Origin of the sequence: Streptomyces sp. NBC_00385 (assembly GCF_035917155.1) — a bacterium.
GTDB lineage: Bacteria > Actinomycetota > Actinomycetes > Streptomycetales > Streptomycetaceae > Streptomyces > Streptomyces poriferorum.
In genome coordinates this window covers 7,045,096-7,065,760 of sequence record NZ_CP107951.1, presented here as the reverse complement: position 1 = coordinate 7,065,760, position 20,665 = coordinate 7,045,096, and the positions used below count along the sequence as shown (strand labels likewise).

Annotated in this window: 16 protein-coding genes; 5 read left to right on the top strand and 11 right to left on the bottom strand. The window is 72.5% G+C overall.

Annotation, left to right across the window (positions count from 1 at the left end):
• Positions 1–36: 36 nt before the first annotated feature.
• Both OG959_RS31485 and ppk2 read left to right on the top strand, forming a co-directional pair.
• The gene (locus OG959_RS31485; protein WP_326663934.1) at positions 37–1,017 is read left to right on the top strand and encodes a DMT family transporter; all 981 of its coding nucleotides are present in this window, start codon (positions 37–39) and stop codon (positions 1,015–1,017) included.
• A complete protein-coding gene (gene ppk2 / locus OG959_RS31480; RefSeq protein ID WP_326663933.1) occupies positions 983–1,897 on the top strand; it encodes a polyphosphate kinase 2 in 915 nt (304 codons plus the stop codon). Before OG959_RS31485 ends, ppk2 begins: the two co-directional genes overlap by 35 nt.
• Here the strand turns inward: ppk2 and OG959_RS31475 are convergent.
• From OG959_RS31475 to OG959_RS31430, 10 genes are all read right to left on the bottom strand, one after another.
• On the bottom strand, positions 1,894–2,973 hold the full coding sequence (locus OG959_RS31475; protein ID WP_326663932.1) for a Zn-dependent alcohol dehydrogenase: 1,080 nt from the start codon (positions 2,971–2,973) through the stop codon (positions 1,894–1,896). The genes ppk2 and OG959_RS31475 overlap by 4 nt on opposite strands.
• A gap of 62 nt (positions 2,974–3,035) precedes the next feature.
• Entirely contained in the window at positions 3,036–4,430 is a 1,395-nt protein-coding gene (locus tag OG959_RS31470) for an aldehyde dehydrogenase family protein (RefSeq protein WP_326663931.1), read from the bottom strand.
• A 153-nt stretch (positions 4,431–4,583) separates the two neighbouring features.
• Positions 4,584–5,942, bottom strand: coding sequence for an ABC transporter ATP-binding protein (locus OG959_RS31465; RefSeq protein ID WP_326663929.1), 1,359 nt, complete (start codon positions 5,940–5,942; stop codon positions 4,584–4,586).
• Between the two features lie 133 nt (positions 5,943–6,075).
• Entirely contained in the window at positions 6,076–7,347 is a 1,272-nt protein-coding gene (locus OG959_RS31460; protein ID WP_326663927.1) for an MFS transporter, read from the bottom strand.
• Positions 7,348–7,350: 3 nt separating this feature from the next.
• Positions 7,351–8,763 (bottom strand): CitMHS family transporter, encoded by a 1,413-nt coding sequence (locus OG959_RS31455; protein ID WP_326663925.1) that lies wholly within the window; start codon positions 8,761–8,763, stop codon positions 7,351–7,353.
• A 132-nt stretch (positions 8,764–8,895) separates the two neighbouring features.
• A complete protein-coding gene (locus tag OG959_RS31450) occupies positions 8,896–11,148 on the bottom strand; it encodes a molybdopterin-dependent oxidoreductase (RefSeq protein WP_326663923.1) in 2,253 nt (750 codons plus the stop codon).
• A gap of 122 nt (positions 11,149–11,270) precedes the next feature.
• Positions 11,271–11,891 carry a TetR/AcrR family transcriptional regulator gene (locus OG959_RS31445; RefSeq protein ID WP_326663921.1) on the bottom strand — a complete coding sequence of 207 codons (621 nt, stop codon included), beginning with the start codon at positions 11,889–11,891 and terminating at the stop codon, positions 11,271–11,273.
• A gap of 75 nt (positions 11,892–11,966) precedes the next feature.
• Positions 11,967–13,250, bottom strand: coding sequence for a hypothetical protein (locus OG959_RS31440; protein ID WP_326663920.1), 1,284 nt, complete (start codon positions 13,248–13,250; stop codon positions 11,967–11,969).
• A 23-nt stretch (positions 13,251–13,273) separates the two neighbouring features.
• Entirely contained in the window at positions 13,274–14,107 is an 834-nt protein-coding gene (locus OG959_RS31435; protein WP_326663919.1) for a hypothetical protein, read from the bottom strand.
• On the bottom strand, positions 14,104–16,257 hold the full coding sequence (locus tag OG959_RS31430; protein WP_326663917.1) for a right-handed parallel beta-helix repeat-containing protein: 2,154 nt from the start codon (positions 16,255–16,257) through the stop codon (positions 14,104–14,106). Before OG959_RS31430 ends, OG959_RS31435 begins: the two co-directional genes overlap by 4 nt.
• A 129-nt stretch (positions 16,258–16,386) precedes the next feature.
• Here OG959_RS31430 and hmgA point away from each other — a divergent pair, with 129 nt between their 5' ends.
• The 3 genes from hmgA to OG959_RS31415 all read left to right on the top strand — a co-directional run bounded on the left by hmgA (position 16,387) and on the right by OG959_RS31415 (position 19,891).
• On the top strand, positions 16,387–17,715 hold the full coding sequence (gene hmgA / locus OG959_RS31425; protein ID WP_326663916.1) for a homogentisate 1,2-dioxygenase: 1,329 nt from the start codon (positions 16,387–16,389) through the stop codon (positions 17,713–17,715).
• A gap of 66 nt (positions 17,716–17,781) precedes the next feature.
• Positions 17,782–18,567, top strand: coding sequence for a GntR family transcriptional regulator (locus OG959_RS31420; RefSeq protein ID WP_442805665.1), 786 nt, complete (start codon positions 17,782–17,784; stop codon positions 18,565–18,567).
• Positions 18,568–18,673: 106 nt separating this feature from the next.
• Positions 18,674–19,891 (top strand): type ISP restriction/modification enzyme, encoded by a 1,218-nt coding sequence (locus OG959_RS31415; RefSeq protein ID WP_326663915.1) that lies wholly within the window; start codon positions 18,674–18,676, stop codon positions 19,889–19,891.
• 24 nt (positions 19,892–19,915) lie between these two features.
• On the opposite strand, the gene OG959_RS31410 is transcribed toward OG959_RS31415, so the two are convergent.
• Complete coding sequence (locus tag OG959_RS31410) at positions 19,916–20,626, bottom strand: TetR/AcrR family transcriptional regulator (RefSeq protein WP_326663913.1); 711 nt, start codon at positions 20,624–20,626, stop codon at positions 19,916–19,918.
• Between the last annotated feature and the right edge of the window lie 39 nt (positions 20,627–20,665).

The following is a 20,665-nucleotide window of genomic DNA, read 5'->3' as shown; positions in this document are numbered from 1 at the left end:
TGGGCACCGAACCGTCCTGGCTCTACGGTCAGGTCCATGACGACGCTCTCCTCCTCCCCCGCCTCTCCGGAACACCGTGACTGGCGGGCCACGGCCGCCGCCTGCACCACCGTGGTCCTGTGGGCCTCCGCCTTCGTCTCCATCCGCAGCGCGGGCGAGGCCTACTCCCCCGGCGCACTGGCCCTCGGGCGGCTCCTGGCCGGCTCCCTGGCGCTCGGCACCCTCCTGCTGCTGCGCCGGGAGGGGCTGCCCTCACGGGCCGCCTGGCCGGGGATCCTCTGGTCGGGGCTACTGTGGTTCGGCCTGTACATGGTGGTGCTCAACTGGGGCGAGCAGCAGGTGGACGCCGGGACCGCCGCGATGGTCGTGAACATCGGGCCCCTGCTGATCGCCCTGCTCGGCGCCCGGCTGCTCGGTGAGGGGCTGCCGCGCCGGCTGCTGCTGGGCATGGGCGTGTCCTTCGCGGGCGCCGCGGTGGTGGGGCTCTCCATGTCGGGTCACGGGAGTTCCTCGGTGCTCGGGGTGCTGCTCTGCCTGCTGGCGGCGGTCGCGTACGCGGGAGGCGTCGTCGGCCAGAAGCCCGCGCTGCGGCACGGCTCGGCGCTCCAGATCACCACGTTCGGCTGCCTGGTCGGCACCGCGGCCTGCCTGCCGTTCGCCGGTGCGCTGGTCTCCGACGCGGCCGACGCGCCCCTGTCGGCGACCCTGAACATGGTCTACCTGGGCATCTTCCCGACGGCTCTGGCCTTCACCACCTGGGCCTACGCGCTCGCGCGCACCACGGCGGGCCGGATGGGCGCCACCACCTACGCGGTGCCGGCGCTCGTGGTGCTGATGTCGTGGCTGCTGCTGGACGAGGTGCCCGCACTGCTCACCGTCGCCGGCGGACTGCTCTGTCTGGCCGGGGTGGCGGTCTCCCGGAAGCGTCCGCAGACTGGTGCGACGCGGAAGAATCCCCCCCAGCCGGTGGAAGGACCCCCTCATGACGCGGAGCGCCAAGCAGCGGACCGGTCGTAGGAAGGCGAAGGGGGCCGCCGAGCCCGCGGTGCTGGTGGCACCGGGCCGGGCCCGTGAGGCCTGGCGCGAGGACTACCCGTACACCTCCAAACTCGGCCGCAAGGCGTACGAGACGTCCAAGCGCGCCCTGCAGATAGAGCTGCTCAAGCTCCAGCACTGGATCAAGGAGCACGACGAACGGCTCGTCATCCTCTTCGAGGGGCGCGACGCCGCCGGCAAGGGCGGCACCATCAAACGGTTCACCGAACACCTCAATCCGCGTGGTGCGCGGGTGGTGGCACTGGAGAAGCCCACCGAACGCGAGCGCTCCCAGTGGTACTTCCAGCGGTACGTGGCGCATCTGCCGGCCGCCGGGGAGATCGTGATGTTCGACCGGTCCTGGTACAACCGGGCCGGTGTGGAGCGGGTGATGGGTTTCTGCTCGACGTCCGAGTACCTCGAATTCATGCACCAGGCCCCGGGATTCGAGCGGATGCTCGCCCGCGACGGCATCCATCTCGTGAAGTTCTGGTTCTCCGTCTCGCGCGACGAACAGCGCAAGCGGTTCATGAGCCGGCAGACCGATCCGGTGCGGCAGTGGAAGCTGAGCCCGGTCGACCTCGCCTCGCTCGACAAGTGGGACGCGTACACCGAGGCCAAGGAGCTGATGCTCTTCCACACGGACACGGCGGACGCTCCGTGGACCGTGGTGAAGAGCAACGACAAGAAGCGGGCCCGGCTGGAGGCCATCCGGCACGTCCTGCGCCGCTTCGACTACCCGGACAAGGACGCGGCGGTGGCCGGGGCGCCGGACCCGCTGATCGTGGGTCCGGCCTCCCGGCTCTTCGAGCAGGGTGAGACCGAGGCCCTGCTCACCACAGAGCGGCCGGAAGGCCGTTAGAAGACCACCAGGGCACGGCCGCCCTTACCGGCGATCATGTTGTCGAAGGCCGCCGGGATGCCGTCCAGGCCGATCCGTTCGGTGACCATCATCGAGAGGTCGAAGCGGCCCGTCCTGATGTGGTCGGCCAGCACCGGCAGATCGCGGGCCGGGTCGCTGTTGCCGTACACGCAGCCGGTCAGGGACCTGCCCCAGTGGAAGATCTCCAGGGCGTTGAACGTCACCTGCTGGTCCTTGCCGCCGATGCCGACGACCGTGGCGCGGCCGCCCCGGCGGGTGGACTCCCAGGCGGCACGGATGGTGGTGGCCCTGCCCACACACTCGACGGCCACGTCCGCGCCCTGTCCGCCGGTGAGCTTCCGGATCTCGCGGGGCGTGGTCGCCGAGGCGATCACGTAGTCCGTGGCACCGGCCCGGCGCGCGAGGTCCTCCTTCTCCGGGGAGACGTCCACCGCGATGATCTTCGAGGCGCCGGCGATCCGGGCGGCCTGGAGCACGGCGAGGCCGACGCCGCCGATGCCGAACACGACGACGGACTCGCCGGCGCGGACCTGGGCGCTGTGGTGGACCGCGCCGTACCCGGTCAGCACCGCGCAGCCGAGCAGGGCCGCGTCGGTGAGCGGGATGCCGTCCGGGGCGGGCAGCACGCAGTTGGCCGCGACCACGGTCTCCTGCGCGAAGGCGGCGACGTTCAGTCCGGGGTGCAGTTCGGTGCCGTCCGCGGTGCGGGCGTGGATGTGGGCCGCACCGGCCAGGGCGTTGGTACAGAGCCAGACCTCGCCGATGCCGCAGTGGTGGCAGCTGCCGCAGGACGGTGCCCAGTTGAGGACGACCCCGTCGCCCGGGGCCAGATGGCCGACGCCCTCGCCCACCGAGACGACGGTGCCCGCGCCCTCGTGGCCGAGGACGGCCGGGACGGGCAGCCGCATGGTGCCGTCGGACAGCGAGAGGTCGGAGTGGCAGACCCCGGCGGCGGCGAGACGGACGCGCACCTGGCCGGGGCCGGGCTCGGGCAGGGTGATGTCGGTGATCTCCAGCGGAGCTCCGACGGCGGACAGTACGGCGGCGCGGACCACGGACTGGCTCCTTGCTGATCGGGGGCGCGTTCTCTGCGGACTCTGTGGATTCAAGGGGGCGTTCAGAACTGGAGGGACTTGGTCTGGAGGTACTCGGCGAGACCGTGCTCGCCGAGTTCACGGCCGACGCCGGACTGCTTGTAGCCGCCGAAGGGGGCGAGCGGGTTGAAGCGGCCGCCGTTGATGTCGACCTGGCCGGTGTCCATCCGGCGGGCGAAGGCGACGGCCTCCGCGTCGTCGGCGGCCCAGACGGCGCCCGCGAGCCCGTACACGGTGCCGTTGGCGATGCGCAGCGCGTCCGCCTCGTCCTCGTACTTCAGGATCGAGACGACCGGGCCGAAGATCTCCTCCTGCGCGATGGTCATCTCCGGGGTGACGTCGGCGAACACGGTGGGGCTGACGTAGTACCCGGTGGCGAGCGGCGCCTCGGGGCCGCCGGCCACGACGCGGGCGCCCTCCTCGATGCCCTTCTCGATGTAACCGCGCACCCGGGTCTGCTGCTTGGCGTTGACGAGCGGTCCGACGCGCTCGCCGGGTACGTACTTGGCGACGGCCGCGGCGGCGAGGGTGACGGCCTCCTCGTACCGTTCGGCGTCCACCAGCATCCGGGTCCAGGCGCTGCACGTCTGGCCGGAGTTGGACATCACGTTGGCGATACCGACGTTGACCGCCTTGGCCAGGTCCGCCGAGGGCAGGATGACGTTGGCGGACTTGCCGCCGAGCTCCAGCGCGACGCGCTTGATCGCGCCGCCCGCCGTGGCGCCGATCTGCCGGCCGACGGCGGTGGAGCCGGTGAAGGAGACCAGGTCGACGTCCTCGTGCGCGGCGAGTGCCTGTCCGGCGACCGGGCCGAGGCCGGTGACCAGGTTGAAGACACCGGCGGGCAGACCGGCCTCCTCGGTGGCCTCGGCGAAGAGCTGCGCGGTGAGCGGGGTGTCCTCGGCGGGCTTGAGGACGACGGTGCAGCCGGCGGCGAGCGCGGGAGCCACCTTGGCGACGATCTGGTGCAGCGGGTAGTTCCACGGGGTGATCGCGCCGACCACGCCGACGGGCTCCAGGAACACGGTGGAGTTGCCGTGCCGCTGCTCGAAGGCGTACGTCGCGGCCAGTTCGGCGTACGAACCGGCGACCAGCACCGGCACGCCCGCGTGCACCATCTGCGACATCGGCAGCGGCGAGCCCAGTTCGGCGGTCACCGTCTCGGCGATCTCGTCCTTGCGGGCGGCCAGCACATCGCGCAGCGCGCCGATCCGGGCGGCCCGCTCGGCGGGCGGTGTCGCGGCCCAGCCGGGGAACGCGGCGCGGGCGGCACGTACCGCGGCGTCGACGTCCTCGGCGGTGCCCGCCGGGACGTGCGCGATGACCTGTTCGTCCGCCGGGTTCACCACCGCGACGGTGTCCCTGCCGGCGGCGGGCCGCCATGCGCCGCCGATGTACATACCGTCATGGGCCTTCATGGCTGTTCCTCCCGGACGCGGTGACGGACGAGGTCGTCCGCGCCCTAAACTAGCGCCGTTAGTTTTCTGGCGCCAGAGACGTCCGTCACGTGCCGGGGCCCGCCCGTCGCCCGGGGGAGGCGAGCGGCGGGCGGGCCCCGGTATGCCGCCGCCCTACACCTCCAGGCCCGGAACGTCCTTCGGCAGCGGGCAGATCCGGCGGCCCTGGTGGTCGAAGACGTACAGGTGGGCCAGGTCGACCAGGAGCGGGACCTGGCCCCCGGTGCGCAGCCGCATGTCCGGGCCGGTGCGGACGACCAGGTCGCTGGCGGTGACCGCGGGACGGTCGGGGCTGTGCACGCCCGGCGGAAGCGGGTCGGTTCCGGGGTCGTCGAGGACGGCGACGGACGATCCCGTCAGTCCGGTGGCGCGTTCCTTGAGGCGCTCCAGGACACCGGCCCCGCCCTGCCCGCCACGGCGTCTGCGTACGGTGCCACGGTCCGGGCGGGCCGACTCCAGGTCCGGCACCACCGCGGGCTGCGAACCGGTGTTGAGGTGGACGAGCGCCTCGTGCCCCTGGTACTCGACGTGCTCGACGATGCCGCTGAGCGCGACCTCGCCGGGGCGGGCCTGACTCGGCGGGGCGATCCGGACCGCCTCGGAGCGCAGTCCGACGATGATGCGCCGGCCCTGCTGGATCCGCAGCAGCTGGTGGTCGGGGCTCAGGGGCTCGGGCAGCGGAAGGCGCTGGCGGCCGAGGTCGATCGACATCCGCCCCTCCAGCGGCGCGTGCACGACGGCCTGCAGCAGGTTGATCCGCGGGGTGCCGATGAACGCGGCGACGAAGACGTTCTCCGGCAGCGAGTACACCTCGCGCGGCGGGCTCACCTGCTGGAGCACTCCCCCGCGCATCACGGCGACCCGGTGGCCCAGCGACATCGCCTCGGCCTGGTCGTGCGTCACGTAGACCGTGGTGACGCCGAGCTCCTTGGTGAGCAGGGCTATCTCGGCCCGCAGGTGGTTGCGGAGCTTCGCGTCGAGGTTGGAGAGCGGTTCGTCCATGAGGAAGGCCGAGGGCTGACGCGAGATCGCCCGTCCCATGGCGACCCGCTGGCGCTCGCCACCGGAGAGCTGGCCGGGCAGACGGTCCAGGACGCTCTCGATGCCGAGCATCCTGGCGGTGTTCTCGATGCGCTCGTTGTGGTCCTGGCGCGGGTTCTCCAGCTTCAGCGGGAAACCGATGTTGGCCCGGTTGGTCATGGTCGGGTAGAGCGCGAAGTTCTGGAAGACCATGGCCATGCCGCGTTCGCGGGGGGTCAGGTGATTGGCCGGTTCACCGTCGAGCAGGATCTCGCCCTCGGTGACGTCCTCCAGGCCGGCGATCATGCGGAGCACGGTGGATTTGCCGCACCCCGAAGGGCCCAGCAGGACGACGAACTCGCCCGGGTCGATGGAGAGCGAGAGGCGGTCCACGGCACGCGAGGAGCGTCCGTAGGCCTTGCTTACGTTGTTCAGGATGATGGCGCGAGTCATGTGGTTCCGCCCGGGAGGATGAAGGTGGAGCGGTGGGGAGCGGCAGCAGTGGCCTGAAATTAACCCACTGCGCAGGGTGAGGGAATGACTCGCGCAAAGGTTGCGCCGTACTGGGACTGCGGAGACGTAAGTGTCAGGTGGGATTCCGGTTGAGGCCCGCCCGCGCCGGGCCGCCCCCGGGAACGGCCGGATCCGGTTCCGGGGCCCCGCTCCGGCGCGGTGCGCGGCCGTCCCTGCCGCGTGCGCCGAGGCCGGCCGCCACGATCAGCAGCGCGCCGAGCATGACGAACGGGGCCGCGGCGCCCGCCACCCCGGCGACGAGCCCCGCGGCCGCGGGCGTCGCCACCTGGCCGAGCCGGTTGCCCGTCAGCCGCAGGGCGAGCGCGGTGGAGCGGGCGGCCGCCGGGGCGGCCTGGACCACGGTGGTCATCGACAGGGGCTGCCCGGCTCCGAGGCAGAAGCCGAGGACGGCGAGCATCAGGGCCAGCACCGGAACGGGGACGGGGAGCGCGATGGCGGCGCAGAGCAGTCCGGCCAGCAGACAGGTGGAGGCGAGCAGGCCCGCCCGGCCCAGCACCCGCAGCAGCGGGGTCATCACCAGCCGGCAGGCGATGGTGGCGGCGGCGCGCAGGCTCAGCAGCAGGCCGACCGTGGCGGGGGCGATGCCCCGGTGTTCGCCGACGACGGGCAGGTACGCGGTGAGGATGTCGGTCGCGGAGAGCACGGCGAGGCTGACGAAGATCCCGGCGGGGACTCCGCGGGCCCGCAGAATTCTTCCCACGGGCACCTTGGCCGCCGGGGTCCTGCCGCGGCGCGCGGGTGCCGTCCGGTGCTCGATGCGCCAGAGCGAGGTGAAGGAGACGGCGGCGACGGCGGCCGAGACCATCAGGGCGAGTGCGCTGGTGCGGCCCATGGCGCCGTCGCGTTCGGAGATCAGGTACCCGGCGGCGATCGGCCCGATGAGCTGGCCGAGGGAGGCGCCGATGGTGAAGTGGCCGAAGTTGCGGTCCTGTTCGGCGGGGGCGGACTGCCGGGCGATGATCGACTGGGCGCCGATCACGAAGCAGAGGTGGCCGAGCCCCATGACTCCGCTCCAGGCCGCCATCGCGGTAAGGGAGCCGGCGCGGCCGCTGAGGGCGCAGCCGCCGGCGATCAGGACGACGCCGAGCGGCAGCAGCGGTGCGCATCTGCCGTGGTCCGTGCGGCGTCCCAGCGGTACGGCGGCGAAGAGCGGGAGGAGCGCGTACACCCCGGTGATGACCCCGATCGCCCGCTCGTCCGCTCCCAGCGCCAGGGCCCGGTAGGAGACGGCGGGCCGCGCCATCGAGACCGCCCCCTGCGCGAAGGCGAAGGCGATGACGAGGCGCAGCAGCCAGCTCTGGCCGGGCCCGGTGGTGTCGTTCATGGATCAGATGATCCCGAACAGGAGTCCGGCGCCGAGCACCACCAGGGAGGTCAGCGCTGCCCACTTGACGGTGAAGCGGGTGTGGTCGCCGAACTCGACCTTGGCCATGCCGACGAGGACGTACACGGCGGGTACCAGCGGGGACGACATGTGCAGGGGCTGGCCGACCAGGGAGGCGCGGGCGATCTCCAGCGGGGAGACCCCGTGGGCGGCGCCGGCCTCGGCGAGGACCGGCACGACTCCGAAGTAGAAGCCGTCGTTGGACATGAAGTACGTGAGCGGGACGCTCAGCACGCCCGTGACGAGGGCCATGTGCGGTCCCATGCCCTCCGGGATCGCGCCGACCAGCCAGTCGGCCATGTGGTCGACCATGCCGGTGCCGGTGAGCACGCCGGTGAAGACGGCGGCGGCGAAGACCATGCCGGAGACATTGAGGACGTTGTCGGCGTGGGCCGCGATCCGGGCCCGCTGGTCGGGCATGTGGGGGAAGTTGACGGTGAGGGCGAGGGCCGCGCCGAGGAGGAAGAGCACCGGGATCGGCATCAGTTCCATGATCATCGCGGTGAGCAGGGCGATGGTGAGACCGGCGTTGAACCAGTAGAGCTTCGGCCGCAGGGTGGCGCGGTGGGGGTCGAGGCCCTTGAATTCCTCGTCGGTCCCTTCCTCCGCCTCCTCGGGTGCCGAGCCGCCCGCACCGGCGGAGCCCGTGTTCTTGCGCAGGCGGTCGCCGCCGCCCGCGGCGACGAGAACCTGCTCGGATTCCGTGACGGAGACGGTTGCCCGGGTCCCGTCGAGGGTGAGGGTGCCGAGCCGCTTGCGCTCGCGCCGGCCGAGGACCACGGCGAGCAGGATCACGGCGAGCAGTCCGACGCCGAGCGCCGGGATCATCGGGACGAAGATGTCGCCCGCGTCCAGCTTCAGGGCGGTGGCGGCGCGGGCGGTGGGGCCGCCCCAGGGAAGGGTGTTCATGACGCCGTTCGCCGTGGCGGCGACTCCGGTCATCACGACCAGGCTCATCTTCAGGCGCTTGTAGAGCGGATACATCGCCGAGACGGTGATCATGAAGGTGGTGGAGCCGTCACCGTCCAGCGAGACGATCGCGGCGAGCACCGCCGTACCCACGACGATCCGCATGGGGTCGGCCTTGCAGAAGCGCAGGATGCCCCGGACGATCGGGTCGAAGAGCCCGACGTCGATCATCACGCCGAAGTAGACGATCGCGAACATCAGCATGGCGGCGGTCGGCGCCAGATTGCCGACGCCTTCGATGACGTAGTCGCCGAGATGCGCGCCCTTCCCCACGGCTACGCAGAAGAGGGCGGGGATCAGTACGAGCGCCGCGATCGGCGACATCTTCTTCATCATGATCAGGACCAGAAAGGTCGCAATCATGGCAAAGCCGAGGATGGTCAGCATATGGATACCTATCGTTCACCCTTGAACTCCCACCGGAGCCGGCGGTGCGGATGACGTTAGGGCGCGCCATATGGCGTTAACAAGACGTTGACCTGCGAGCAATACGAGCAAAACCCCAGGTCAACGCGTAGGTCAACGCGAGGGTGTCACCGTGACGGGGATGGCGTTGAGCACGGCGGTGCCGGAGAGCGGGTCGAGGCGGCTGCCGTCGAGGAGCTGGTTGACGTTGACGCCGGGCTGCGCGGAGGCGACGGACATCCGGGTGCCGGGGCGGTTGTGCCCCCAGCCGTGCGGGAGGCTCACCACACCCGTCCGCACGCCGTCGGTGACCTCGACCGGGACCGTGAGCTCGCCGCCGTCCGCGGTGACCGTGGCGGGTGCGCCGTCGGTCAGCCCGAGCCGTGCCGCGTCCTCGGGATGGATCTGGAGGGTGCAGACGTTCGATCCGCCGCGGAGCGCGGCGACGTTGTGCAGCCAGCTGTTGTTGGAGCGCAGATGGCGGCGGCCGACGAGGACGAGCGCTTCGGGGTCGGTACGTCCGTCGAGGGCGCGGCGCAGCCTCGGCAGATCGGCCGCGATCGGAGCGGGGAACAGTTCGACGCGCCCGCTGCGGGTGGTGAGGACCTCCGGGACGCGGGGAGCGAGGGGGCCCAGGTCGATGCCGTGCGGGTGGGCGAGCAGCCGCTCCAGGCTCAGCCCGTCGGGGTCGGTACCGAAGCCCTCGCCGTACGGGCCGAGGCGGAGCATCAGGTCGAGGCGCCGCTCCACCCCGGTGCGGCCGGTGAGTTCGGCGGACACGCCTGCGGGGTCCCGGCCGTGGACGGGTGAGAGCGGGTCGGCGACCGCCTTGCCGAGGGCCCGGTCGATGATCCCGGTGTCCACGGCGTCCGGCTCGGCCCCGTGCGTCCCGGAGACGGCGAGGACGAGCCGGGCAAGGATCTCGGCCTCGTCCATCAGGCCTTCACCGAGGGGCAGGGCGGGGCGGGTGTAGCGGACCTGGTTGCGCACGGCCAGGGTGTTGAACGCGAAGTCGAAGTGGGCGCTCTGCGAGGGTGGCGGCGGGGGCAGCACCACGTCCGCGTGGCGGGACGTCTCGTTGAGATAGGGGTCCACGCTCACCATGAAGTCGAGCCCGTCGGCCAGCGCCCCGTCGAGCCGGTCACCGTCGGGCGCGGAGAGCACGGGGTTCGCCGCCAGGACGATCAGTGCGCGGATCCGCCCCTCTCCCGGTGTGCCGATCTCCTCGGCCAGTGCGGACATGGGCAGTTCGCCCTTGGCCTCGGGGTGACCGGAGACCCGGCTCGCCCACCGCCCCAGGGTGAATCCCTTGCCGGGCGCGGCGGGGCGCGGGGCCCGGGCGGTCGCGGAGAGCGGGAAGAGGGCGCCGCCGGGGCGGTCGAGGTTGCCGGTGAGGACGTTGAGTACGTCGACGAGCCAGCTGGCGAGGGTGCCGTGCTCGACGGTGCAGCTGCCGATGCGGCCGTACACGGCGGCGGTGGGGGCGGCGGCCAGCTCCCGGGCGAGGGTACGGATGGTCGCGGCGTCCACGTCGCAGGCCGCGGCGACGGCGTCCGGGGTGAAGTCACGTACCGCGTAGGCGACTTCGTCGATCCCCTCGACATGGTCCGCGAGCGCGCCGGGGTCGGTCAGCTTCTCCTCGAACAGGACGTGCGCCATCGCGGCGAGCAGGAGGGCGTCGGTTCCGGGGCGGATGGCCACGTGCCGGTCGGCGAGGCGCGCGGTGCGGGTGCGGCGCGGATCGATGACCGTGAGGCTGCCGCCGCGGCGGCGCAGCGCCTTGAGCCTGCCGGGGAAGTCGGGGGCGGTGCACAGGCTGCCGTTGGATTCGAGGGGGTTGGCGCCCAGCATCAGCAGGTGGTCGGTGCGGTCCAGGTCCGGCACCGGGATGGTGTTCGGGTCGCCGAAGAGCAGCCCGCTGGAGACGTGCTTGGGCATCTGGTCCAGGGTGCTCGCGGTGAACAGCGCCCGGGTGCGCAGGGCGGCGAGCAGGGCCGCCGGGTAGAGCGCGCCGGCCATGGTGTGCACGTTGGGGTTGCCGAGGACGACGCCGACGGACTGCGGCCCGTGCTCCCGCGCGAGAGCCGGCACGGCGCGGGCGATCGCGTCGAACGCCTCGCTCCAGCTCGCCTCGGTCAGCACGCCGCCCTTGCGGACGAGAGGGGTGCGCAGCCGGTCGGGGTCCTCGTCGAGGCCGCCGATCGAGGCGCCCTTGGGGCAGATGAACCCCTTGCTGAACACGTCCTCCCGGTCGCCGCGGGCGCCGGTGACCCTGGTCCCCTCGATGGTGAGGGTGAGCCCGCAGGTGGCCTCGCAGAGGGGGCAGATGCGCAGGGCGGTACGGGAGCTGCTGGGGTCGTGCGGCATGGGCCCTCCCGGGCGGCGGCAGCGGTGGCGCGCGGACATGAGCAAGCACGGCCGAGCATACCGACCGGTACGCATGCTGGGGAGGTGTGCGGCCGAGATGGTTGCCGCGGGGCCGGTCCAGCTCAGTCCAGTACGCGCGCGAGGTAGGCCTGGAGCAGCACCCGGGTCTCGGCGACGATGGCCCGGTCGCCGGACGGGTCGGCACGGAAGGCGAGTTGGAGCAGGGCGTCGGCGGCCTCCACACAGACCAGGATGGACCGCAGGAGACCGTCGTCGGGCTCGCGGTCCAGATGTCCGGCGAGCAGTTCGGTGAGCCGGCCCGCGACGCGCTGGTTGGCGTCGTCGGCCGGGTCGCCGTCGGGTGCGGGGGCTCCGAAGTCGATGAGGGAGAAGCCGGGGACCGCGCTCTTCATCGCCAGGTACTCGTCGAGCACGGCGTCGATGGCGCGCCGCCAGTCGCCGGCCGGGATGGTGGCCAGCCGGGCGGTGATCCGCTCGGCGTAGCTGTCCAGGTTGCGGCGGGCCAGCGCGTCGGCCAGGGCCCGCTTGTTGGAGAAGAACCGGTAGACGGAGCCGATGGGAACTCCGGCGCGCACGGCCACGGCCCTGGTGGAGAGCTGCTCGTAGCCGGTTTCGTCGAGGAGTTCGGCGCAGGCGTCGAGTATCCGGGCGAGGCGTTCGGCGCTGCGCTGCTGAACGGGGGCGCGGCGGAGGTTCGTGTTCGCATGGGGCACGGGTTCCATGATGCCGTGGGCCTCCTCGGCCGGGGGCGGGGGTGCGCCCCCGGACTCGGGCTCCGGGGCGAGGACGACCCGGGCTCAGGCGATCAGCAGGGCCAGTCCGCCGATCGTGTACGCGACCATCAGGACCAGGAGCGGCAGCTGGCCGGCGACGGCACGGCCGGGCGGGAAGAGCCGGACCGAGCGGTCATGGGCGGCAACGACGCCCAGGACATGGCCGACGACGATCGCGAGGACCTGGAGCGTGGCGACGCCGCCCGGGCCCAGGGGCGGTTCGGGCGGTGCGGGATTGTCGGTGCCGAATGCCACCATGACGGTACGCGGCCCTTCGGTGACGAAGAGTGTGAAGTAGTGGGCCACCAGATAGCCGAGGGCGATCGGCACGAGGGAGTGCGCGAAGGCGGTGAGGGGGTGCGGCAGTTGGCCGGAGAGAAGCCGGGTGGCTCCGGCGCACAGGGCGTAGAGGGCGGCGACGAGGACGACGGCGCCGAGGAGTCCGAGGGTGGCGGTGGTGGTACGGCCCAGGGCCGAGGTCTGGACGGTGGTGATCCAGGAGGGCGCGTCGGAGAAGCCGTCGTAGGCGGTGGAGCCGAGCATCACGCAGACGGTGGCGACGAGCCCGGGGAGCTGGGGCGTGGCGTCGAGTCCGTTGAACGGGGAGCGCAGGACGAGTCGGCGGTCGGCGGGGCGGCGGCCGAGCGGGGAGAGCCGGGCGAGGAGGCCCGAGTACACCTCGAAGGCGTCGGCGTGGCCGAACCAGCGGGCGCCGTACAGGGCGGCGCCCGCGAGCTGGGCGGCGGAGTGGAGGGCGAGGAAGAGGAGCAGGGCGGTGGGTGAGGCGGGGTCGGGGGCGACGAGTTCGAGCCAGGTGAAGGCGAGGAGCCCCGCCGCCGCGGGCCACATCCCGACGCGCGGGGGAAGGGGCCGGCCGGCGGCCGGGTCGCGGCGGAGCACGCGGCAGCCGAGGAGATGGAGGGTGCGCAGCGGGTTGAGCAGCCGCCAGACGGGGCCGAGCAGCAACGATGCGGGGACGAGCCCGACCCACAGGAGTACGTAGACGGCGCCCGGGCCCGGGTTGCGGTCCGGGTCGGCCGGGCCGAGGACGAGGTACAGCACGACCAGGAGCGCGGCGGCCAGGCCGAGCGCGCGGACGGCGATGCGGGTGGGGCGGGCGTCGGCCGCGCGCTGGACGGCGGCCGGCAGGGGGCGGCCCGCCCGGTCGCCGCGGAACCGGGAGGCGGACCAGAGCAGGCCGAGTGCGAGGAAGGAGACGAAGAGCGCGGCGAACGCTCCCGCGAAGGCGTAGAAGGGTGAGAGGGGCAGGTCGTGCTGGGCGCCGATGCCGTGGGCGAGGACGCTCACGGCACCGGAATCGTCGAGGGCCGTCACCGTACGACGAGTTGGGTCAGGAGCAGGTCGGACTCGTGCGTCTCGACCTCGAAGAGCCCGGTGCGGTCGGCGGTGAAGGTGAGGGTGACGGTCCGGCCGGCGGGCAGCCGCGCCTCCTTGTCGTAGCCGTGGACGTGCAGGGTGTCGTCGCGGTCGCTGCGCACGAGGAGGCGCACGGTCCGGCCCTTCCTGACCTCGGTGCGACCCGGAGCGGGGTCGACCTTGCCGTCGCGGATCGATATCTCCGCGGTGGCGTCGGGGGTGGAGGTGGGCGCGGGTGCGGGTGCGGAGGTGGCGCCGCCCAGGGTGGTGGTGGCCTGGACCGGGGCGGAGCCGACCGCCCAGGCGGTGTGGTCGTCGGCGTAGAGGCGGGCGGTCAGCCGGGTGCCGCCCCCGGCGGTGCGCAGGAGCGACTTGGGGAGGTGGAACCAGGTGCCGTAGACCCGGGCGAGGGGGTGGCCGTCGAGGAAGAGCCGGGCGTGGCCGCGTCCGAGGAGCGCGGCGCCGCCGACGCTGTCCGGGGTGAACCGGAAGTTGCGTACGGAGAGGTGGACGTTCCAGCCGTCCTCCGAGTCGGGCCGCGCGGCGAGGGTGACTTCGGGGGCGCCCTGGGCGTCGACCTGGCGCAGCCGGCTTCCGGAGCCGTCGTCCGCGGCCAGGAGCCGGCCGTTGCTGCCGGTGGCCTGCTCATGGCTGGTGCCCGGTTTGTGGTGGGTGGTGGCCCGCCCCCCGCAGGCGCTCGCGCCCAGCAGGAGGGCGGCGGCGAGCAGGACGGCCGCGGAGCCGCGTCCACGGGGCGGCGCCCACGCCCGGTTCGGGTGTCGGTTCACGACGGCTCCCCCTTCGGTTCCGCGGACGGCGGGGTGGACGGGGCCGGCCGGACGGGTCCGCCCGCAACCACCGCGCCCCCGGAGCCGATGGCCGGATCCGCAGCGGGCTCCTCGCACCCTTCCGTTCTCGCGTCCGCCTCCGGCGTCCCCGTCGCGCGCTCACCGTGGCGGGCGGCGGCCACGACGGCCCACACCACCCAGACCAGGCCGAGCAGCCCCCGTACCCAGGCCGGGCTCAGCGGGATCCACGGGATCATGAACACGCCCTTGTCCAGCGCGTCGAGCAGCGTCAGCCCGCCCAGCGCCACCGTGGTCCAGCCCAGCCCCGGCCGCTCCCGGCGCAGCGCCATCCCGATGCCCGACCACCAGAGCCCCGTCAGCAGCAGCGCGAGGGCGGGCACATAGGTGGCGGCCAGGCCCGTGGTCGACCCGGCCACGTCCAGTACGAGGCCGATGAGGCCGAGCACCGTGGCGGCCGTGGCGAGCCGGTCGGCCCGCAGCCGACGCCACCACAGCACTCCGCCGACCAGCACCAGCACCACCGCGACACCGAGGGACGCCTGCACCTCGACGCGCTCGATGCCGCGCGCCCCGTACCAGTCGCAGCCGGCCGGCAGCCGGCGCGCCTGCACGTTGTAGTCGGCGCAGACCAGCAACTGGGCGAGCTTGACGGGCTCCCCCACCAGCCGGTCGGTGCTGCCGGTGACGGAGCCGCGCCCGGAACCGCACGAGGGCAGGGAGCGCGGGGTGGACGCGCCCGCGTCGGACTGCCAGCAGTTGCCCGCGCCCTGGCCGTCCCACCACACGTCGGTGCCGTTGGGGCGCGAGCGGCCCTGCTTGTCGGTGCCGAGGTGGTTGTTCGCGTACCGGTTGTGGTGCGAGGTGTCGGTCTGCTTGCCGAGGGCGTCCTCGCCCCGGATGAAGGCGGGCACGGCGCTCAGGAAGAAGGCGGCGCGCTTCTGCCCGTAGACCCAGTTGTTCTCGTAGAGGTTCCAGTTGCCGCCGGCGGTGATGATGCCGGTACCGGGGGGCATGGAGATCTGCGGGCAGACCACCCCGTCCTCGTATCCGCGCTCGACGGGCGGCTTGGCGCAGGTGCCGTCGGCGACGTACGGGTAGTAGTCGGCGTTGTTGTCGTGGATCAGGTTGCGCTCGAAGCGGGCGTGGTTCTGCGGCAGCCCGGGGTGGCCGGGGAAGGCGCTGTCCATCGAGGCGCCGCCCATGTTGTGGTCGAACTCGTTGTCGTGGACGTAGACGGAGTCGCCCGCCGTGCCCGAGTAGCCGACCATGTTGTGGTGGCTGCGGCAGCCGGTGATCTCGATCGAGTAGCGCGGCACCTCGTAGCCGTAGCCGTCGTTGATGTCCGACGCGCTGCCCGGGTAGATGCCGGAGTCGCCGTTGCCGTAGGACTCGCAGTTCTTGTACAGGCCGTGGTCGCCGGCGAAGGTCAGGAAGCCGTACTCGTCGTTCCACCGGGTCAGGACGTCGTCGATGACGAAGCCGTCCTGGGCCAGGATGTACAGCGAGTTGAACGTGGTGCGCTGGGCGGTGAAGTTCTTGAAGTACACCCCGTCCGAGCCGTCCGCGCGGACGGCGTTGAGCTTCTGGTACTTGGCGTCGATGACGACGTCCGTGCGCGCGGCGCCCGTGCCCTCGATCTGGAGGTCCTTCTTGCCGAGGATCGCCACCAGGTTCTGGTTGTGCGGGCACTTCGCCTGCTGTTCGTAGCTCAGGATCTGGTAGCCGAGCTGCGAGTCGGGGGCCTTCAGCCGCGCGCACTCCCCCTTCGGCGCCGGGAGCGAGGGCTCCTCCTCGTACAGGCCGGGCAGGATCGCGATGTTCTTCCCGGGCCCGGTGACGGCGTCGACGGCCTGCTGGAGATGGCGGTAGCCGGACTTCAGGCACCGGTCGAAGAGCGTCAGGTTCCTGGCCCGCAGGGCGTCCGGGAAACCGGATATCCGGCGCTCGAAGTCGGCCCGGTCGCCCTTGCAGACCAGGAGATCGGGTTCGCCCGTGCGGTACGTGGGAACGCTGCCGGTGCCGTCGGGCAAGGTGACCGGCCGCTCCTCGTGCGCCTGGGCGGCCGGGGCCGCGAGCAGGGCGGCCGCGAGCGCCGCCAGAACCACCAGAAGTCTTCGTGTCCACGACATGAGCCGGAGAGTAGAGCATTGTTCATCTTTTGGAACCCCCCTGTGCCGCACGAATGCCGTTGACTCCCGGCACTTCGATTCCTACGGTTAAGCATAGGATTCCAGGATTCTCATGCACCGGGAGCACATATGAGCGGCATCGAGCAGGCGCGGAAGACGGCGGAAGGGCTCGCGCACTCCGCCGGATTCGGCAATCAGCACAGCTCGGAAGCGGTGCCGGGGGCGCTGCCGCACGGCCGCAACTCGCCCCAGCGCGCCCCGCTGGGGCTCTACGCGGAGCAGCTCAGCGGTTCGGCCTTCACCGAGCCGCGCGTCCACAACCGCCGCTCCTGGCTCTACCGGATCCGCCCCTCCGCGGCCCACCCGCCGTTCACCCGGACCGACAACGGCGCCCTGCGCACCGCCCCGTTCGCCGAGACCGTCCCGGACCCCAACCGGCTGCGCTGGGACCCGCTCCCGGAGCCCGCGCCCGGCACGGACTTCCTTTCCGGTCTGTGGACGCTGGGCGGAAACGGCAACGCGGCCGAGCGCAGCGGCATGGCCGTACACCTCTACGCCGCCAACACCACCATGAACGACCGGGTGTTCAGCGACAGCGACGGCGAGCTCCTCATCGTCCCCGAGCACGGCGGCCTCCTGCTGCGCACCGAACTGGGCCTGCTGCGCGCCGAACCGGGCCATGTGGCACTGATCCCGCGCGGTGTCCGCTTCCGGGTCGAGCTGCTCGACACCACCGCCCGCGGCTATGTCTGCGAGAACTACGGCAGTCCCTTCGTTCTCCCCGACCTCGGCCCGATCGGCGCCAACGGCCTGGCGAACGCCCGGGACTTCCTCGCCCCGGTCGCCGCGTACGAGGACGTGGAGCGCCCGGTCGAGGTGGTCAACAAGTACTGCGGCAACCTCTGGTCGGCGACGTACGACCACTCGCCGCTGGACGTGGTCGCCTGGCACGGCAACCACACCCCGTACGTCTACGACCTGCGCCGGTTCAACGTCATCGGCTCGGTCAGCTACGACCACCCGGACCCGTCGATCTTCACGGTGCTGACGTCGCCCTCGGACACTCCCGGTCTGGCCGGGGTCGACTTCGTGGTGTTCGCGCCGCGCTGGCTGGTGGGCGAGGACACCTTCCGGCCGCCGTACTTCCACCGCAACGTCATGAGCGAGTACATGGGCCTGATCGAGGGCGCGTACGACGCGAAGACGGCCGGCAAGGGCGGCTTCGTACCCGGCGGCGGCTCCCTGCACAACATGATGTCGGCGCACGGCCCGGACCGGGAGACCTTCGAACGGGCGAGCACGGCGGAGCTGAAGCCGCAGAAGATCGACGACGGTCTGGCCTTCATGTTCGAGACCCGCTGGCCGGTCACCGCGACCGGGCAGGCGGCGACGGCCGGACATCTTCAGCACGGCTACGACGACGTGTGGCAGGGTCTGAGCCGCAACTTCAGGCCGTAAGGGCCTCGTACCACTTCAGGCCGCAAGGGCCCCGTGCCGCAGCGACGACGAATACAGGTGACCCAGGTGCCGCAGCCCGCCGAGACGCCCCCCACGGCCCCGGGAGCCGCCTTCGCGCCCGACTCGCTGGTCCTGAACCGCAAGCTCCCGCTGTGGTACCAGGTCTCGCAGTCGTTGCGGGCCTCGATACTGGGCCGTACCGCGGACGCCACCCTGCGGCTGCCGACCGAGGAACAGCTCGCCGCACACTACGGCGTCAGCGTCCTCACGATGCGTCAGGCGCTCAAGGAGCTGGAGACGGAGGGGCTGATCAGCCGGCACCGGCGGCGCGGCACGTTCATCGAGCCCCGCGCACGCCGGGTGTCGCCGGTGCGGCTGATGGGTTCGATCGACGCGATCGTCGCCCAGCAGTCGGGCGAGCGCACCACCCTGCTCGACCACGGCCCGTCCCCGGTGCCGGGCGATGTCGCGGAGTACTTCCCCGGGTGCCCCGAAGTCGTCGGCTACCGGCGCCTGCGGTGCGAGGAGGACACCGGCGAACCCACCAACTGGGCGCAGAACTGGGTCCATCCGGAGGCCGCGGCCGGGATCGACCCCGCCGATCTCGAACGCTGGCCGATGACCAAGGTGCTGCGCGACCGCGCCGGCGTCCCGATCGCCCGGATCACCGACACGGTCGAGGCCCGGCTCGCCGACCCGGCCACCGCCGGACTGCTCCGGGTCCCGCTGCTCAGCCCGATCCTGTACTACACGGGGGTGGCGTACGACGAGAGCGGCCGGGTGGTCGATGTGGCCCAGATCCGCTACCGGGGTGACCGGTTCTCCTTCTCGGTCACGGTGGAGACCCACTGACGGCAGCGGCGGCGGCCCGGGCCGGCGGGCGCCCTGCCGGGACCCGTGGCGGCGCCGTTACGATGCCGGGGACGGCGGCAGACGTGGCGACGGGGAGGACGACACGGTGGCAGCTCCGGCAGCGGCCGGCTCCGGCGAGAGCCCGCACAGCCCGCTCCTCGACGACCTCATGCCCTGGTCGGTGCGGCCGCTCAGAACCGGGCGCCCCTGGGTGACGGCCCCCGACGCGGGCTCCCTCAGGGCCCGCTGGGAGCGGCTCGTCCGGGCCCCCGACACCGAACGCGAGCAGCTTTTCGGGCCCACCCGCACGCGCAGCCCGCAGACCCCGGTGGCGGCCCTGCCCGGGCAGTCCACCGGCACCGGCCGGTTCGCCCGTGAGCCGGGGCCGTACCCGGAGCCGGTACGGATCCTGCACGGGCCGTTCGACGAGCAGTGGCTGCTCCCCGACCACCGCCTGATCGACGTGGCCCGGCCCGAACTGTGGCGGGTCGCCGACGGCCATCAGCTCTTCCTCCTCGAGCACGGCCGGGTGCCCCAGGACACCGGCCCCGCCCTCTCGGTGACCGCGCTGCTCCCCGACGGCCACTCCCCCGCGGGGCGGCCCGGCCGGATCCGTCCGCTGTTCCGGCGTCCCGGCGGCGGCGAACCCAACCTGGCCCCCGGGCTGCTCGGCCTGCTGCGGGCCCGCCACGGGGACGCGGTCACCGCCGAGTCGGTACTGGCATGGATCCTCGCGGCGGCCCGCCGCACTCCGGACGGCTGCGCGGTGCCGCTGCCCGCGGACACCGCGCGCTGGGCGGCGGGCGTGGAGCTGGGGCACGAGCTGCTGCGGGTCCAGCTGCGCGGGGCCCGGGGCGGGGAACGCCCCCGGCTGCCGGGCGGCCGGCGCCCCTACGTGCGGGCCGCTGTGCCGCCCGCACCGTCGGAGCTCTCCTACGATCCCGAGGAGCAGGTGCTGAGCCTCGGTACGGGCCGCATCTCGCCGGTGCCCGCCGGTGCGTGGGAGTTCCGGGTGGGCGGCGTACGGGTGCTGGAACTGTGGTTCGGGCGCCGGACGGCGGCGCCCGGGGCCGGCGGCCTGGAGGCCGTGCTGCCCCGCGCCTGGCCGCAGGAGTGGACGTCGGAGCTGCTGGAACTGATCACGCTGCTCGCCCTGCTCGCCGAACTGCGGCCGCGGCAGGAGGAGCTGGCGGAGGGTCCGGAGATCGGCGTGCCCGAACTGCGGGCGGCGGGTGTGCTGCCGGTGCCGGTGGCGGCCCGGCGTCCGGCATCCGTGCTCGACCACCAGGAGGAGGGCCCGGACGGCCAGTTCGCGCTGCTGTGAACCGGCCCGTCCGGCGCACCCGCCCTACCCGCGGCCGAAGGAATCCAGCACCCGGGCGAGCGCCCGGTCGAACACGGCGTCCAGATCGATCGGCCCGGGATCCTCGGCGAATCCGGCCGCCATCCGCGGGTACTTCCCGGTCATGATCTGGCTGATCAGGTACCCGGTGCGGGCGGTCTGCTCCTGCTCCTCGGACCAGGGCAGCGACCGGCTGCGCTCCGCCGTGGCGATCTCGTTGGCGGTGTAGGTGGTGACCACGCCGTTGAGCATGGCGACGAGTTCCATCTTCTCGCCGAAACGCGCGTCGACCCCGTCCAGACAGCTCAGCGCGTACTCCAGGTACCGCAAGGCGTTCGGGCTGAACCCGTACACCGGGGACATCAGCCGGGGCACCCAGATGTGGCGGCGCATCATCCCCCGGGCCTGGTGGGCGAGGGCGAGGAGATCGGCGCGCCAGTCACCGGACGGGGCCGGGTAGTCGTAGCCGGCGCTGACCGCGTCAAGCATCAGCTCGTACAGGTCCTCCTTGCGGGGGACGTAGTTGTAGAGCGACATGGTGCCGCAGCCGAGTTCGGCCGCCACCTTCCGCATCGACACCGCGTCGAGCCCCTCCGCGTCCGCGATGCGCACGGCTGCCGCCGCGATGTCCGCCCGGCTGAACGCGGGCTTGGGACCACGCCCCGCACGCTCGGGACGCGCCCAGATCACTTCCGGCACTGCGGGTCGCCCCACCATTGATCATCACCTCGATCACCATGGTAGTTACGTACACCG